We start from the raw sequence: 16,330 nt of genomic DNA on the forward strand, positions 1-16,330 counted from the left end.
GATATAACGGTGTTGCGGTTGGCGTCCGAGAGAGTCAGTTCGTCGAGACGATTTCGACCACGTCCCGGTGCGCGAGTTCGTGGTCCGAACCGATCTGGCGCTTCGAGTGGCAGTCGATGCCGTGGAGGAGGCCGTCGCCGATGTCCGAGTGCAGGTGGTACGCGAAGTCCTCGGTCGTCGAGCCCTCGGGGAGGATAAAGCAGTCGCGGAAGACGCCCTGCGAGTCGCTCTTGCCGTTCGCGCTCCCGGGGAAGATGGCGATGGCACCCATCACGTCGAACAGCGCGTTTTCGAGCGACTGCTGGACGCCCGTTCCGCCGAACTCCGCGACGAACTCGCGAATCTGTTCGAGGCCCGCCTCCTGTTCGTCGCTCACGTCGCCGACGATGTCGAAGTCGTCGTCGCCGGGGCGGTAGTCGACGACGCCGCCCTCGTCGGCCTTCTTCAGCGCCTTCTCCGCGTGCGCCGAGGTCGGGACGAACGTCAGGTGTTCGTAGTCGGCGTCGGCCGTTATCTCCTCGTAGTTCTCCTGGGAGACCGGCTTGTCCATCTTGTTCGCCGCGATGATGATGGGCTTCGTCCGCTTTCGAATCTCGCGGGCGAGCGACTCCTTGTCCGCGTCGTCCCACTCGTCGGGGTCGAGCTCCAGGCCGAGAGAGAGGATGATCTGCTTGATTTCGTCCTTGTTCGTCTTGAACGCGGACATCTGCTCCGCGAGGTCGACTTCGATGTCTTTGTCCTCGCCGTGGTAGCCCGAGCGGTAGCGGTCGATGCCCTTCTCGAGGACGCCGAGGTACCACATGTCCAGTTCGTTCTCGAGGAAGTCGATGTCCTCCCGGGGGTCGTGGCCCTCCGTCGCCTCGCCTTCGATGTCCGTCTCACCGGAGAAGTCCACGACGTGGACGAGCACGTCCGCCTCGTTGAGGTCGGTAAGGAACTGGTTCCCGAGGCCCTTCCCCTCGTGCGCGCCGGGGATGAGACCCGCCACGTCGACGAGTTTGACCGGGACGTACCGCATTCCGTGGTCGCAGTAGCCGACAGAGGGCGTACACGACTCGTCGAACTCCGGGGCCGCACACTCGACTCGGACGTACGCCTCGCCGATGGAGGGGTCGATGGTCGTAAACGGGTACGCGCCCTCGGGCACGTCGTTCATCGTCGCCGCGTTGAAGAAACTCGACTTCCCGACGGACGGTTTTCCGACGAGACCGATCTTGTAACTCATTCGTTGGTCGGACTGGTGTCTCGAACGCTAATAACCGTTCGACGTTCGTCTCTGTGTGCGTGAGATTCGCACGCTACCGGGGTCGAGGAGGACGGTTCCCCGGGCTCGACACCCCGGTTCGAGCGCCGGAGACGCGGCTCCGTCACCGGGTTCGCGGCACGCGGTAGCCGGGTCGCGCCGGGGTGTCGGCGACGACGCGCGCTCGTGGTTCGCCTTTCGGCTCACGTCCGGTGCATCTTTGTCTCCACGTCTCCGACAGCCGGGCATGACCGACCCCGACGAGACGGCGAGCGAAACCGCACCCGCGTCGAGCACGGACTCCGACGCGGCCGCCACCGAGCCCTCGCCGGACGATTCGACCGACGCGGACACGTTTCGCGTCGGCATCCACGTCACCGAGACCGAACTTCGGTTCGTGGTCAACGTCCCGTCCGATATCGACTCGGGGTGGACCGACCCCGACGCGTTCCAGCGCCTCGTCGAGCGCGTCACCTGGGAGCAACTCGACCAACGAGCGACGCTTCAGACCGTCGCGACCAACGCCGCCGAGGGCGAGACGGTGTTCCTCGGGACGGTGACGCTGCGACCGGACGAGACCGTCGTCGACCACACGCTCCGCGTGCCGCCGCTCGACGGGGCGTGAGCTAACTCGTCTCTCCTCCGATGACCGACCCGACGACAGCAAGCGCGATTCGAGAGATTCAGGACGCCGCGCTCACCCGCGCGCTCACCGACGGCGACCACGCGAGACAGTCGCTCGCCGTCGCCGGCGCGCTCGAAACGGCCAGAACGGAAGCGACCGAGACGGAGTTCGACGGCGGCGGCGTGACGCTCGCGGCGTCCCTCGCGTTCGTCTCGACGCTGTTCGCACACCGTCGGCTCCGCGAGTCGCTCCGGTCGAGCGTCCGCGCGTCCGACGACTCGGCGTGGTATCCCAGCGGCGCGCCCGCCCGCGTCGACGACGACCTCGTGGTCGCGGGCGCACGGCTCGCGGTTCGACGGTTCGACGTCGACCCCGCGCTCGTCGGCGCGCTCGGTGACGTTTCCACAGAAAAAGTCGCGTCGGGCGAGTGAGTAGCCCGACCGTCGTGCTCTGACAACCACGGTCGGGGGCGTAAGATGTTGGGGGTGCCTCTGTCCACAGTACCCGCCCGGGCGCGTACGAAGGGTGAAACCCAAGCCCACGCTTGATGCGTGGGAACCCGTGTTCGATTAGTTAGTTGTTGTTCGCGTGCTCCGGCGGGCCACCACCGTTGCCGTTGCCGTTACCGTTGGACTCGTCATCGTCTTCTGACTCGTCGTCGGAGTCGTCGTCGGTCTCCTCTTCGTCGGTCTCCTCAGTCTCGGCGGTCTGCTGTTCGTCCTCGTCGTTCGCCTTGTCGTTGTTCGCGTGCTCCGGCGGGCCACCGGCGTTACCGTTCTTGGCCTTGTCGGAGTTTCCGGGTGCGTCCTCCTCGCCGTCAGCGTCATCGCTGCTGTTCTTCGGGCCGGCGTGGTCCGGACGCTTGTCGTCCGCGTTACCCGGGTTGTTCTCGGTCACGAAGTCGGAGACGGCCTGTCCGATGGGGCCGTCACCGCCCGTGTCCTTGAGCCGCTCGACGAACCGGCTGACGAGCTGGCCGAACGGGTCGTCCTCGGCGACCTCACCCTGCAGGGTGGCGGTCGTCTCGGCGCTGAGGCCGTCGTACTCGGCGGTCACGTCGACCGTGACAGTCTGCAGGGGCGCGGTGAGTTCGACGGTACCGTTCGCGTCCGTCTCGTACTCGCCCGCGTCCGTGTAGTTGCCCTCGACCGCGACCGAGGCGTTCTCGACGGCGTCGCCGTCTTCGGTCACGGTGATGGTGACCGACTCGTTTTCGTCCTGCGAGACGGAGACGTCGAGGTCGTCAGCCTCCACCGCGACCGTCGTCTCGGCGGTGAGGCCGTCGGCCGTCGCGACGAACGTCAGGTTCGTCGCGGTCGTCGGCTCGGCGACCTCGACGGTGCCGTTCGCGTCCGTCTCGTACGTTCCGTTGTCGGCGTAGTCGGTCCCGTTGACCTGAACCGACGCGTTCTCGACCGGTTCTCCGTCCTGCGTGACGGTGGCGACGACCGTGTCGTTGGCGTCGTCAACCTCGACAGAGACGTTGAGGTCGTCAGCCTCCACCGCGACCGTCGTCTCCGCGGTGAGGTCGCCGTCCATCGCGACGAACGTCAGGTTCGTCGCGGTCGTCGGCTCGGCGACCTCGACGGTGCCGTTCGCGTCCGTCTCGTACGTTCCGTTGTCGTACGCGCTCCCGTTGACCATGACTGACGCGCCTTCGACGGCGTCGCCGTACTGGGTGACGGTGGCGGTGAGCGTGTCGTTGGCGTCGTCAGCCTCGACGGAGATGTCGAGGGACTCGTCGAGCGGGACGAGGACGGCCGACGCGGTGGTCGTGTTGTTCCCCTCCGTGACGGTGAACGTCGCGTTCACACGCTCCTGCGGATTGGGGAGGTCGACGGTGCCGTTCGCGCCCGTCGCGTACGTTCCGTTCCCGGAGTAGTTACCGCTCGATTCGACGACGACCGTCGCGTTCTCGACGGCCGTCTCGTTCCGCGTCACGGTCACTGTCGCGTCGCCCGTGTCGGCGTCCTGCGTGACGCCGACCTGGAGGGCATCGGTGCTCGCTGCACCGACGGTCCCGGGGACCATCGCGACGGCGAGCATCGCAACGACCATGACTACGGTGAGGTGTTTGCTGCCGCGCATGCAACCCTCCCTTCTAACCCTGATACGGTAAAAGGGGAGAATCGTAACCCCGGTTTTCGCTGAATTTCACCCCAATCAACGTGTTCGAAATCGGGCCGTCGTCTGTCGATTTCGCCGAGTTTCGAGCGGAACGGCCGTCCGGGTCCCCTCGAAACACCGTCACGGTCGAACGCGAGTGGTGTCGGCGGAACCGGCGCGTTCGACGAGAGCGTTGCCACTCTCAGACGACATGAGAGACGCGACCGAGAGAGCGGTCGCTGTCTGTGTAGTGTGCGAGCGAGCGTTTGCCGCTCGCCATAAATGAAAAAAGCCCACTGGACCGAAGTCCAGCGGGCTCTGTATGAGTGGGGGCGGCGAACTGGATTTCCCAGAGGATCGCTCACTCCAGTACTGACCAGAACGCAGGTGAGCTTAACTGCCGTGTTCGGGATGGGTACGGGTGGAACCTCACCGCTCTGGCCGCCTTAATGCCGATCAACGGAATCGAACCGTTGTCATACCAATATCGGACGGGCCGTCTTACCAATGTGTTCGTGCAATCCAGTTTGCGCCTGGACCCGTTCTCGGGTCTCAGTGCGTATGAATGTGGCTTGGACTGTTAGTGCTCGCGGGCTTAACAACTCGTTGCCTCGTTGCGTACACCCCGAGTCTATCGAACTCGTCTTCTACGAGTGTCCTCAGTGGAACTTCTTTTCCGTGTGGGTTTCGAGCTTAGATGCGTTCAGCTCTTACCCCGTGGTGCGTAGCTGCCCGGCATCTGCCCTCTCGGACAACCGGTACACCAGTGGCACCCATTCGTAGTTCCTCTCGTACTATACGAACGTTCACGTCAAGTTCCTTAACACCCCCAATAGATAGCAGCCGACCTGTCTCACGACGGTCTAAACCCAGCTCACGACCTCCTTTAATAGGCGAACAACCTCACCCTTGCCTGCTTCTGCACAGGCAGGATGGAGGGAACCGACATCGAGGTAGCAAGCCACCCGGTCGATATGTGCTCTTGCGGGTGACGACTCTGTTATCCCTAAGGTAGCTTTTCTGTCATCTACGGGTCCCATGAATGAACCTCGTAGGTTCGCTAGACCACGCTTTCGCGTCAGCGACACTCGTTGGGAATGTCACTGTCAGACTTCCGTTTGCTCTTGCGCTCTTCCACGAGTTCCCGACTCGCGTGAGGAAATCTTTGGGCGCGCTCGATATCTTTTCGAGCGCGTACCGCCCCAGTCAAACTGCCCGGCTACCGGTGTCCTCCGCCAGGAGTGAGAGTCGCAGTCACTAACGGGTAGTATTTCAATGTTGCCTCGGTGGCCCGCTGGCGCGGGTACCTGTGTAACGGCTCCTACCTATGCTGCACATTAGCGACCACGTCTCAGCGACAGCCTGCAGTAAAGCTCTATAGGGTCTTCGCTTCCCCTTGGGGGTCTCCAGACTCCGCACTGGAACGTACTGTTCACCGGGCCCAACGTTGGGACAGTGACGCTCTCGTTGATCCATTCATGCAAGCCGCTACTGAAGCGGCAAGGTACTACGCTACCTTAAGAGGGTCATAGTTACCCCCGCCGTTGACGGGTCCTTCGTCCCATTGTAATGGGTGTTCAGATACCCGCACTGGGCAGGATTCAGTGACCGTACGAGTCCTTGCGGATTTGCGGTCACCTATGTTGTTACTAGACAGTCGGAGCGTCCGAGTCACTGCGACCTGCTCGGTCAAGAGCAGGCATCCCTTATCGCGAACTTACGGGACTAACTTGCCGAATTCCCTAACGTCGGTTGATCCCGACAGGCCTTGGCTTGCTCTGCCAGCGCACCTGTGTCGGATCTCGGTACGAGCTTCTTGCTTGTCTTTTCACGGGCTCTAGGTACCGCCGAGTTTCCCTATCTCACCATTCGTTCGCTTCGTGCCGTTACGGCTTCCACGAATTTCGGTGATTCGACGGGGCGAAGGCCCCGCTCGGTGTTTCCTAAAGCGTCGACGTTTAGTGCAAGAAGGTACTGGAATATTAACCAGTTTCCCTTTCATCTAATTCGAATTACGGTTAGACTTAGGATCGACTAACCCTCGGCTGATTGACAGTGCCGAGGAACCCTTGCGCGTAAGGCCGTCGGGGTTCACACCCGACTCTCGCTGCTACTGAGACCATGATTTTCGTTGCTGCACGGTCCACACGAGTTCTCACCCGTGCTTCCACCCATGCAGTATGCCAACCTACGGAATCGTGTCATAAGACACGCCGCCAGGTCTCGGAGGTGGATTTGAGTCCCGATCATTTTAGACGCCTCGAACCTCGGCCGGTAAGCTGTTACGCTATTCTTAGAGGGTAGCTGCTTCTAAGCTCACCTCCCGGCTGTTTAGGGCTCGAGACAATCTTCAATCACACTTAATCCACACTTTGGGTCCTTAACCTGGCTCTGGGTTGTCTCCCTCACGGTGCACAAGCTTACCCCGCACACCGGACTCCCTGAGTCTACGACGTCTGTAAGTTCGGAGTTTGACAGGGAAGCGAACTCCTCTCGGAGTCCGGATTCCCAATCGGTCGCTCTACCTCACAGACTATCTCATCAGAGGTCATGCTTCGACATGTTTCGGTTGGAACCAGCTGTTGCCAAGTTCGATGGGCCTTTCACCCCTACACCAGAGTCACGAGAGGGTATTGTAGGACACCAACTCTAACGGGCCTCCACGCAGCTTTCGCCACGCTTCGCCCTGCTCCGGCGTAGATCACTTGGTTTCGGGTCGCATCCGGTTGGCTCCCCGCCCTTGAAGACGGTGGCCCTGGTCAAAGACTGCGGCCGTATCGGTTTCCCTATGCCTCCGGGGGTTCACCCCTTAGACTCGCCAGTCAGATGCACTCCATGGTTCGTTTTTCAAAACGCACGACGTAACATCGGCTTCACTCGAGTCATACTACGGGATCGCTCCCAGTTCTTTCGTCGAGTGACCTTGTATGCCACGTCGCTCTATCGCCAACTGATTTCAAGCCCTATTGCACCGCCCTTTTCGGGGTGCTTTTCAGCGTTCGCTCACGCTACTTGTTCGCTATCGGTCTCGAGGAGTGTTTAGTCTTCGCAGTTGATGCCTGCGAAATTCACGAGGGATATCCAACCCCCGCTATTCTGGAACAACCCCGGGATCTGAATCTTATGTTACGGGGTTTTCACCCTGTATCACGCTCCGTTCCAGGAGACTTCACATAAGATCCAGGTCCGTTATGGGTAGTCCGTACACCACATTGCCCGAAGGCTTCGGTTTGGACTGTATCGCGTTCACTCGCCGTTACTAACGACATCGCGGATTGCTTTCTTTTCCTGTTCCTACTAAGATGTTTCAATTCGGAACGTTCCCCATTGCGCGAGGCAATTGCGTGGGGATTCCCATTCGGAGATCTTCAGTTCTTACCCTCCATGCGGGTCCCTGAAGCTTTTCGCAGCTTGGCACGTCCGTCATCGGCTCTCGAGCCGAGCTATCCACCAGCTGGCACAGTAGCCAGTTGATATAGTCACTGTGACCCGGAGAACGGGTCCAGTGGACGCCTGGATTGCACGTACACACGGTTTCATCAAACACCCTCGGAGATAGCCGAGGCGTGTTTTCGACCCTTCCCAACCTCGCTTGCGCGGGATGGTGCATCTGTCGTCAGTATCCATTCAGTCGAAACGTCTTGCCACACTTAAGGGGCACGATCGTTTCGGAGTGGAGTACTGCTTACCATGGACCCACAGGGATTCGAACCCTGGGCATCCTCCTTGCAAAGGAGGCACTCTACCACTGAGCTATGGGCCCGTGTTAGCCCTAGTAGTTCTAAGGTGTCCGAACGGGTGTCATTGGTGAACTCGGAAGATCGCGTGTGAGCCACCCCGTCGGGGTGGTCTCGGTCGTTAGGAGGTGATCCAGCCGCAGATTCCCCTACGGCTACCTTGTTACGACTTAAGCCCCCTTGCGAAGCCCAGATTCGACCACCGTGTGGTGGCCTCATCCGGACCTCACTCGGGTGCTTTGACGGGCGGTGTGTGCAAGGAGCAGGGACGTATTCACCGCACTCTATTGAAATGCGATTACTACCGAATCCAGCTTCATGAGGGCGAGTTTCAGCCCTCAATCCGAACTACGATCGAGTTTAGGAGATTAGCGTTCTCTTTCGAGATAGCAACCCATTGTCTCGACCATTGTAGCCCGCGTGTAGCCCAGCTCATTCGGGGCATACTGACCTACCGTTGCCCGTTCCTTCCTCCGCTTTAGCAGCGGCAGTCCTTCTAATGTACCCAGCCAGTCGAAACTGCTGCTGGCAATTAGAAGTGCGGGTCTCGCTCGTTGCCTGACTTAACAGGACGCCTCACGGTACGAGCTGACGGCGGCCATGCACCTCCTCTCTATAGCGTCGTGATAAGGTCATCAACCTGATCGTCATCACTATAGTCGGAGCTGGTGAGATGTCCGGCGTTGAGTCCAATTAAACCGCAGGCTCCTCCGGTTGTAGTGCTCCCCCGCCAATTCCTTTAAGTTTCATCCTTGCGGACGTACTTCCCAGGCGGCTCGCTTCTCGGCTTCCCTACGGCACAACACAGGCTCGTAGCCTGTGTCACACCTAGCGAGCATCGTTTACAGCTAGGACTACCCGGGTATCTAATCCGGTTCGAGACCCTAGCTTTCGTCCCTCACCGTCGGATCCGTCTTCTCGAGGTGCTTTCGCCATCGGTGGTCCGTCCAGGATTACGGGATTTCACTCCTACCCCGGACGTACCCCTCGAGCCTTCCGGTCCCAAGCCATGTGGTTTTCACCGGACGCCCGCCAGTTGAGCTGGCGGATTTCCCGATGAACCTTCATGGCCGGCTACGGACGCTTTAGGCCCAATAATATCGGTCATCACTTGAGCTGCCGGTATTACCGCGGCGGCTGGCACCGGTCTTGCCCAGCTCTTATTCCTCGACCGCCTTACAGTCGAGAAAAGCGAGGACTATATGCCCTCGCACTTGGGGTCCCCTTATCGCACTTGCGTGCAGTGTAAAGGTTTCGCGCCTGCTGCGCCCCGTAGGGCCCGGAATCTTGTCTCAGATTCCGTCTCCGGGCTCTTGCTCTCACAACCCGTACCGATTATCGGCACGGTGGGCCGTTACCCCACCGTCTACCTAATCGGCCGCAGCCACATCCTACAGCGCCTGAGCGTTTCGGGGAGTCGGCATTCCAGCATGACTCCCGTATGAACTATTAGCCTCAGTTTCCCGAGGTTATCGTTCTCTGTAGGGTAGTTTGGCCACGTGTTACTGAGCTTTTCGCCACGAGTGTGAACTCGTGCAACTAGCATGGCTAAATCGGACCCCAATAGCAATGACCTCCGGCAGGATCAACCGGAATGGGTCGCGACCATTTAAACCTGGTCGCGGGGTTTTGGCGGGTGAATGGCAGCGTAATGCTGTCAAATCACCGTTCAAAGGTCCGAGTTCGTATGACATCCGTTCGGATGTCACCGAACTACTAGGGCTAACATCAGATACCGTCTTGCGGCGTACCGCAGGGGCGGAATCCTCATTTCCTTCGGACCTGAACCGAGGCGATTCGTGGGTATAAACCCTTCGAACCTCCGTGGGTTCTGGCCCGGTGAGGCAGGACGCGTTGAATCGCCCTGCAATCGCGGTGTGTCGTTCGCATTCATCCGAAATGCCTTGGACCACTTAAGGCCGTCGTATCGTGGCGACCCCCGGGAAGGTGTAATGTCACCGAACTACTAGGGCTAACATCAGATACCGTCTTGCGGCGTACCGCAGGGGCGGAATCCTCATTTCCTTCGGACCTGAACCGAGGCGATTCGTGGGTATAAACCCTTCGAACCTCCGTGGGTTCTGGCCCGGTGAGGCAGGACGCGTTGAATCGCCCTGCAATCGCGGTGTGTCGTTCGCATTCATCCGAAATGCCTTGGACCACTTAAGGCCGTCGTATCGTGGCGACCCCCGGGAAGGTGTATCATCCCGGTGAGCGCCTGACGACCTTGGGGTCGGGGCGTTCGGTGGAAGCTTTCGGGGGGAGTACCCCCGTGCGCTTCTTCGCATTAATCCGAATGCCGGGGATACATAAAAGGCCGTCGAACCGATGGCGCTTCGTCATGCGGTTTCATGGCGGGATTACTCATAAAATAATGATAGACTCTCGGAGACACGGATAACTCTCGAGGACGTAGATATCGCGCGACTGGAGGCCGGTCGGTCATCCCCCGCGTCGTACGTTCGGTCTGACCGGGTGTCGGTCGCGCAAGCAGACGCTGGCGGCGCTGTTTGAAAGGCGTATCGACTGCACTACGACTCGGGGTGCTACACGTGCGTGCGCACGATAAGAATGTGAACGTCGGTCGCGCTACTCGTCGAGGTGCTCGATTCCCTTCTTGGAAACGTTTCCTTTGGTAATCTTCCCCTCCATCCAGCCGGGCTTGTCCTCTGGGGCGCTGCTGTTCCACGCCCACGCGTCGAAGATGTGGACCTTGTCGGTCCCCTTCTCCCGGAGTCGAATCTCGACCGCGTCCGACTTCGCGTCGTCTTCGGACCCGGCGGGGTCGAGTCGTCGGGCCGCCTTGAGCGCCGCTTGCCTCGGCATGCTGCCCGAAAACACGCTCGTCTCTGTACCGTCCTCCTCTCGGAGCACGAAGTTCCGCTTACCGTCCTCGCGTACCATGATTTTCCACCTCTATGCCAATGAACCACATGGCACATGATAAATATATCGACGAATTTCGACCGACGACGCCGTGTTACTTATATACTCGACCGGTTCGACGCGCCGACTCACCTCGCCGACGATGCGACGGACTTCGCTGCGAGACGGTCGGGTTCCGGCGAAAATCACCACTCTCCGGGAGGACGGAGACAACACTTATGTATCCCCTGCGGCGAACCAACGGATAGACCCCCAGATGGTCCGGAAAAAGAAGCTCAGTCCGAGTGGCGCCAAAGACGAGAACGGCGAGTACCACAACGTCCATGTCAACCTCCACGAAGACGAACTCGCGGTCGCCGGAATGGAGATCGGCGACGAGGTGTTCGTCCGCGTTCGGGACGGTAAAATCATCATCCAAAAAGCGGACCCAGACCAGGTCGAACACGACTTCTGAGCGCGTGATACGTATCGTCTCGAACCGACCCGTCACCAGCGGAAGGCACGACAGACAGCAATGAACCCCTATCACCTCGCCAAACCACTCCTCTTTTCGTTTCCACCGGAGACCGCCCACCGGACCATCCACGGACTGCTCGCGACCGCTCGCGGCACTCCGGTCGAACCGCTCTTAGAGCGGCGCTACCGCGTCGACGACTCCCGACTCGCGACGAACGCGTTCGGCCTCGACTTCCCGAACCCGGTCGGCGTCGCGGCCGGGTTCGACAAGAACGCCGAGATACCCACCGTTCTTTCGGCGCTCGGCTTCGGCCACGTGGAAGTCGGCGGCGTCACCGCGGAGCCCCAGCCCGGAAACCCGCGCCCCCGGATGTTCCGCCTCCCCGAAGACGAGGCGCTCATCAACCGCATGGGCCTCAACAACGAGGGCGCGGACGCGGTCGGAGAGCGCCTCGCAGCCGGACCCCTCCCGGACATCCCCGTCGGCGTCAACCTCGCGCTCTCGGAGGTAACGCCCACAGAGGAGGCCCCCGACGACTACCGCTACACCTACGAGCGCGTCGCCGACGGCGCGGACTACTTCGTCGTCAACGTCTCGTGTCCCAACAGCGAGGGCTTCCGCGACCTGCAGAACCGCGACTCGCTCGAAGCGATTCTCGGGACGCTCGTCGACGCCGGCGCCGACCCGCTTCTCGTGAAACTCTCGCCCGACCTCCCGGATCCCGCCGTGGAGGACGCGCTCGAAGTCGTCGACGAACTCGGTCTCGACGGCGTCATCGCCAGCAACACGACCACCTCTCGGCCCGACACCCTGCGGAACCCAAACCGGGCAGAACGCGGCGGCCTCTCCGGGAAGCCGATCGAGGCCGAGGCCACGAACATGATTCGCTTCATCGCCGAGCGAACCGACGTGCCCATCGTCGGCGTCGGCGGCGTCTCGGACGCCGAAAGCGCCTACAGAAAGATTCGCGCCGGGGCCGAGATGGTCCAACTCTACACGGGCATGGTCTACGAGGGGCCGTCTATCGCCCGCGACATCAACCGCGGCCTCCTCGACCTGCTCGACCGCGACGGCTTCGACGACGTGGCCGACGCCGTCGGGTCGGGACTGTAGCGACCCGAAATCTCGCCGACCGCGGCCGCAACGACCGAGGACCTGCGCGCTGATAGCGAACCGAAGACTGATTTTCTTCCCATCCGGTTGAAAAGTCGTGCGCCCTCCTTCACCTCGTGACTCCGGCGTGCTGGCGGTCCTCGCCTCGAACGCCGTCGCGCCCGTCGGCGTCCTGTTCCTCGACTGGTCTCCGACCGTGCTCTTCGGCGTGTTCGTCGCCGAAATCGCCGCCGTGCTGTGCTGGACGCTCGTGAAGATACCCTTCGCAGCGAAGCGCCCCAACAACGCCATCGGCGACGGGGACCGACTGTTCGGCCCGTTGCAAGCCAAGCGAGGGGGAGTCTCGCTGCCCCGGTCCCTCCCGCGGTTCTACCCGCGGAACGTTCCGACGCTCCTCATCGCGGCGTTCCTGCTCGTCCCGCTCGAACTCGCCGTCGCCTTCGTCGCCTTCGGCCTGACCGACCCGGTCGTCACCGACGTGGTCGCCGGACAAATCCTTCTGGGCGGCGTGAGCGTGTTCGTCGGGCGGGGCGTCGAAACGGTCACCGGCTACTTCGCGGCGGGCGGCTACCGCGACCACTCCGCGCGGTCGGTGTTGCTCCCCCCGTTCAAACTCCTGTTCGCCGTCGGACTGCTGTTGTTCGTCTTCGGACCGTTCGCGATCGAACTCGAAAACGACGTGTTCCTCGTGATCCTCGTCGGCCTGAAGTTCCTCTACGACCTCCGCGCGCTCCAACTCGAACGGAGCGAAACGCGGGGCGTCTTCTACCGACTCTACGGGAGCGAGGAGACCGAAATCGAACCGATCCCGGTGGAGGTGCCTGCAGGAGCGCCGACCTATCGAACCACGCCCGCCCGTTCGGTCGCCCTCACCGACGCGGTCTCCCAAAGCCTCCGGTACACGGTCACCAGCGGCGTGCTGTGGTGCTACGGCGTCGCCGCCGCGCTCGTCTTCTTCGGCGCGTGGACGTTCGCGCTCGCGCCGCTCGCCCTCGCCGCCGCGTTCGGGACTATCCGAGGGACCTCCCGCTACCTCGCCTACGGACCCGTCGAGTTCCGGTGCTACGGGGACGTGCTCGTCGCCCACGACGCGCTGTTGGACGAGCCGCAAGCACGCCTCGAACGCGACGCGGTCACCGACGTCAGCGTGTCCACCGACGCCGTCGACCGCCTGTTCGGCACGGAGACGATACGGTTCGAGACGGGTGTGGACACGAGTCCCGACGTGGGACTCACCGTCCCCGACCCCGAGGAGGCTCGCACCGACGACGCGAACGCGAATCATCCGATGACGATTCCCCACGTCGAAGACGCGGCGGCGGTGCTGGACGCCTTCGGCGACGTAGATGAGACTGAGACTGGGCCGGAGACAGAGGTCGAGACGACGGTGCCGAGCGGCGACGACTGACGGGCCGCCCGCTAAGCGACCGAATACCGGGAAAAGAACGCGGACGGAAACGACCGAGTGGCCGTCTCAGTCGGCGTGCTGGACGATGACGATGGCGTCGCCGGCTTCGAGCATGTCGCCTTCGCCGACGTACTCGCGGGACTCCTCGATGGTGAACATCTCGGGGTCGAGTTCGACGCCCGCGACGTGCATGACGCCGTCTTCGACCTCGTAGTCGTCGCTTTCGAGGGCGGCCTCGATGTCCGGGACCTGCGCGCCGTACTCGGGGCCGACGAGCGAGTAGTCGAGGTCGACGCCGGTCACGACCGACTCGATTTCGGGCTCCTCGTCGAGCAGTTCGAGCGCCTCGATGTGCATGACGCCGCTCACGTCCTCCTCGAAGCCGTGGATGTCGCCGTACACCTGCACGAGGTCGACGGGGGCGTTCATCGAGAGCTGGTTGTCGCTTTTGTACTTGCGGAGCGCGCCGACGACGGCCATCGCGGTTTCGCCGGCCGCGACGTCGGCGTCGAGTCCGAGCGGTTCGGGCCACGACTGGTCGTGGACGCTCGTTTCGTCGTACATGTCGCGCCAGAGTTCCTCCGTGACGTGTGCGAGGATGGGCGCGAAGCAGGTCAGGAACCGCTTGTGAGCGGTCTGGAGCGTGTACGCCGCCGAGGGGTCGTCGCCCTCGCGGACGCGCTGTTTGGCGATTTCGAGGTAGTCGTCGCAGAACGTGTGCCAGAAGAAACTACGCAGGCGGTCGCGCGCCTTCGAGAACTCGCGGTTCTCCAGTTTCTCCGTGACGAACTCGAGTTCGCGGTCGAGCGAGGCCAGAAGCCAGCGGTCGATGGCCTTCAGGTCGTCGTGGTCGAACTCGGCGGGCGCGTCCTCGGTGAGGCTCTCGACGAGCTTCGAGGCGTTCCAGAGCTTCCGCATGAGTTTCTCGCCCGCGACGAGGCCCTTCTCCTGGTACGGCAGGTCGTCGCCGACGGCGCTCCCGGCGGCCCAGTAGCGGGCGGCGTCGACCGGGAACTTCTCTAAGACCTCGTCGGGCGAGACGACGTTACCGACGGACTTCGACATCTTCTCGCGGTTCTCGTCGAGGACCATCCCGTTTATCATGACGCTGTCGAACGGGACCTCGCCGGTGTGCTCGTAGCACTTGACGACCGTGTGGAACAGCCAAAAGGAGATGATGTCGTGGCCCTGCGGGCGCATGTCGAACGGGTAGAGTTCGGGCCGTTCGAGTTCCATCGCCTCCGTCTCTGGATTCCAGTCCCAGCCGCCGTTGATGAGGGGCGTGAGCGACGAGGTCGCCCACGTGTCGAACACGTCGTCCTCGGCGGCGAACTCGTCGTGGCCGCACTCGGGACAGGCATCGACCGGCGGGTCGTCCGAGAGCGGGTCGACCGGCAGGTCCTCGCGGTCGGCGACGACCACGTGCTCGCAGTCCTCGCAGTACCAGACGGGGAACGGAATCCCCGAGGAGCGCTGCCGCGAGATGGCCCAGTCCCACTGGAGACCCTCGATCCAGTTCTTGTACCGCGTGAACATCTTCTCGGGGTACCAGTCCATCTGCTCGCCGGCTTCGAGGTACTCCTCGCGCTTGTCGAGCAGTTTGATGTACCACTGGTCCTTGACGAGGAACTCGACGCTCGTGCCACACCGCTCGTGGACGTTGACCGTGTGCGTGATGGCGCGCTTGTCGAGGAGCGCCCCGGCGTCGTCGAGGTCGGCGACGATGGCCTCCCGCGCCTCGTCGGCGGAGAGACCGGCGTACTCGTCGGCCTCCTCGGTCATCGTGCCGGACTCGTCGATGGCGACGCGGAGCGGCAGGTCGTGGGCCTGATACCACTCGATGTCGGTCTGGTCGCCGAAGGTACAGCACATGACGAGACCCGTGCCGGTCTCCAGGTCGACGCGCTCGTCTTCGAGGATGGGAACCCGCTGTCCGAACAGCGGAACCTCCGCTTCCTGCCCGACGAGGTGCTCGTTGTCGTCGTCGTCGGGATGGACGAAGACGGCGACGCAGGCGGGGAGCAGTTCGGGTCGCGTCGTGGAGATGACGAACGACTCCTCGGACTCGGCCACGCCGAACTCGATGTCGTGGAAGTGCGAGCCCTGCTCGTCGTCTTCGGTCTCGACCTGCGAGATTGCGGTCTCGCACTCGGGACACCAGATGGCGGGGGCGCGCTGGCGGTACTGCCGACCCTTGTCGTAGAGGTCGACGAAAGAGAGCTGGGAGACGCGCTGGACCTCGGGCGAAATCGTCTGGTACGTCTGGTCCCAGTCGATGGAGATGCCGAGGTTCTGCATCTTCTCCGTGAACTCCCCTTCGTACTCCGCCGTGACCTCGCGGCAGAGCTTCTGGAACTCGCGTCGCTCGTAGTCCTGGTGTTTGATTCCGAGTTCGTCCTCGGTCAGGAGCTCCGACGCGATGCCGTTGTCGTCGTAACCGAACGGGAAGTACACCTCGTCGCCGCGCATCCGGTTGAACCGGGCGACGAAGTCCTGGAGGGTGAAGCCGTAGACGTGGCCCCAGTGGAGGCTCCCGGACACCGTCGGCGGCGGTGAGTCGATGGAGAAGACGGTGTCGGGGTCTACCGCACGCTCCGGGTACGCGTACAGGTCTTCGTCGACCCACCTCTCTTGCCACTTCGCCTCGACGGTTTCCGGATCGTATTCTCCGCTCGGCATTGCGTTGGCGTACCTACAGCCGGGCGGACTGTTAAACGCCTCGGTTAAGTGCCCGAGGGAACGGAATTCGGGCGCG

At 62.2% G+C, this 16,330-nt stretch carries 9 protein-coding genes, 1 tRNA gene and 3 rRNA genes; 5 read left to right on the forward strand and 8 right to left on the reverse strand.

The genetic code is table 11. From position 1 onward, the window contains the following. Positions 1-34: 34 nt before the first annotated feature. The gene (locus ABY42_RS14565; protein ID WP_004974239.1) at positions 35-1,225 is read right to left on the reverse strand and encodes a redox-regulated ATPase YchF; all 1,191 of its coding nucleotides are present in this window, start codon (positions 1,223-1,225) and stop codon (positions 35-37) included. Positions 1,226-1,490: 265 nt separating this feature from the next. Here ABY42_RS14565 and ABY42_RS14570 point away from each other — a divergent pair, with 265 nt between their 5' ends. Both ABY42_RS14570 and ABY42_RS14575 read left to right on the forward strand, forming a co-directional pair. Continuing rightward, positions 1,491-1,868 (forward strand): hypothetical protein, encoded by a 378-nt coding sequence (locus ABY42_RS14570; protein WP_050459839.1) that lies wholly within the window; start codon positions 1,491-1,493, stop codon positions 1,866-1,868. 20 nt (positions 1,869-1,888) lie between these two features. Continuing rightward, positions 1,889-2,299: a hypothetical protein gene (locus tag ABY42_RS14575; RefSeq protein WP_004974233.1), complete on the forward strand. Its 411-nt coding sequence runs from the start codon at positions 1,889-1,891 to the stop codon at positions 2,297-2,299. Between the two features lie 142 nt (positions 2,300-2,441). Here the strand turns inward: ABY42_RS14575 and ABY42_RS14580 are convergent, their stop codons facing one another. From ABY42_RS14580 to ABY42_RS14605, 6 genes are all read right to left on the reverse strand, one after another. Then, a complete protein-coding gene (locus ABY42_RS14580; RefSeq protein ID WP_050459840.1) occupies positions 2,442-3,956 on the reverse strand; it encodes a hypothetical protein in 1,515 nt (504 codons plus the stop codon). A 345-nt stretch (positions 3,957-4,301) separates the two neighbouring features. Continuing rightward, a 5S ribosomal RNA gene (gene rrf / locus ABY42_RS14585) occupies positions 4,302-4,423 on the reverse strand. 113 nt (positions 4,424-4,536) lie between these two features. Beyond that, positions 4,537-7,449: ribosomal RNA gene (locus ABY42_RS14590) — 23S ribosomal RNA — on the reverse strand. 216 nt (positions 7,450-7,665) lie between these two features. Continuing rightward, a tRNA-Ala gene (locus ABY42_RS14595) sits at positions 7,666-7,737 on the reverse strand. Positions 7,738-7,834: 97 nt separating this feature from the next. Next, a 16S ribosomal RNA gene (locus ABY42_RS14600) occupies positions 7,835-9,307 on the reverse strand. Together the 16S, 23S and 5S rRNA genes with 1 tRNA gene alongside form the textbook arrangement of a ribosomal RNA operon. 993 nt (positions 9,308-10,300) lie before the next feature. Then, positions 10,301-10,615, reverse strand: a complete 315-nt coding sequence (locus ABY42_RS14605) for a non-histone chromosomal MC1 family protein (RefSeq protein WP_004044781.1) — start codon at positions 10,613-10,615, stop codon at positions 10,301-10,303. A 238-nt stretch (positions 10,616-10,853) separates the two neighbouring features. Between ABY42_RS14605 and ABY42_RS14610 the strand changes: the two genes are divergently transcribed. The 3 genes from ABY42_RS14610 (at position 10,854) to ABY42_RS14620 (ending at position 13,575) form a co-directional block, all read left to right on the forward strand. Next, positions 10,854-11,051 carry a hypothetical protein gene (locus ABY42_RS14610; RefSeq protein ID WP_004044784.1) on the forward strand — a complete coding sequence of 66 codons (198 nt, stop codon included), beginning with the start codon at positions 10,854-10,856 and terminating at the stop codon, positions 11,049-11,051. Positions 11,052-11,111: 60 nt separating this feature from the next. Next, entirely contained in the window at positions 11,112-12,167 is a 1,056-nt protein-coding gene (locus ABY42_RS14615) for a quinone-dependent dihydroorotate dehydrogenase (protein WP_004974225.1), read from the forward strand. 97 nt (positions 12,168-12,264) lie between these two features. Beyond that, on the forward strand, positions 12,265-13,575 hold the full coding sequence (locus tag ABY42_RS14620; protein WP_269433823.1) for a DUF6498-containing protein: 1,311 nt from the start codon (positions 12,265-12,267) through the stop codon (positions 13,573-13,575). A gap of 66 nt (positions 13,576-13,641) precedes the next feature. Here ABY42_RS14620 and ABY42_RS14625 read toward each other — a convergent pair whose 3' ends face one another. Continuing rightward, positions 13,642-16,254 carry a valine--tRNA ligase gene (locus ABY42_RS14625; RefSeq protein ID WP_050459842.1) on the reverse strand — a complete coding sequence of 871 codons (2,613 nt, stop codon included), beginning with the start codon at positions 16,252-16,254 and terminating at the stop codon, positions 13,642-13,644. Between the last annotated feature and the right edge of the window lie 76 nt (positions 16,255-16,330).

The sequence above is a fragment of the Haloferax gibbonsii genome (assembly GCF_001190965.1).
GTDB classification, from domain to species: Archaea; Halobacteriota; Halobacteria; order Halobacteriales; family Haloferacaceae; genus Haloferax; species Haloferax gibbonsii.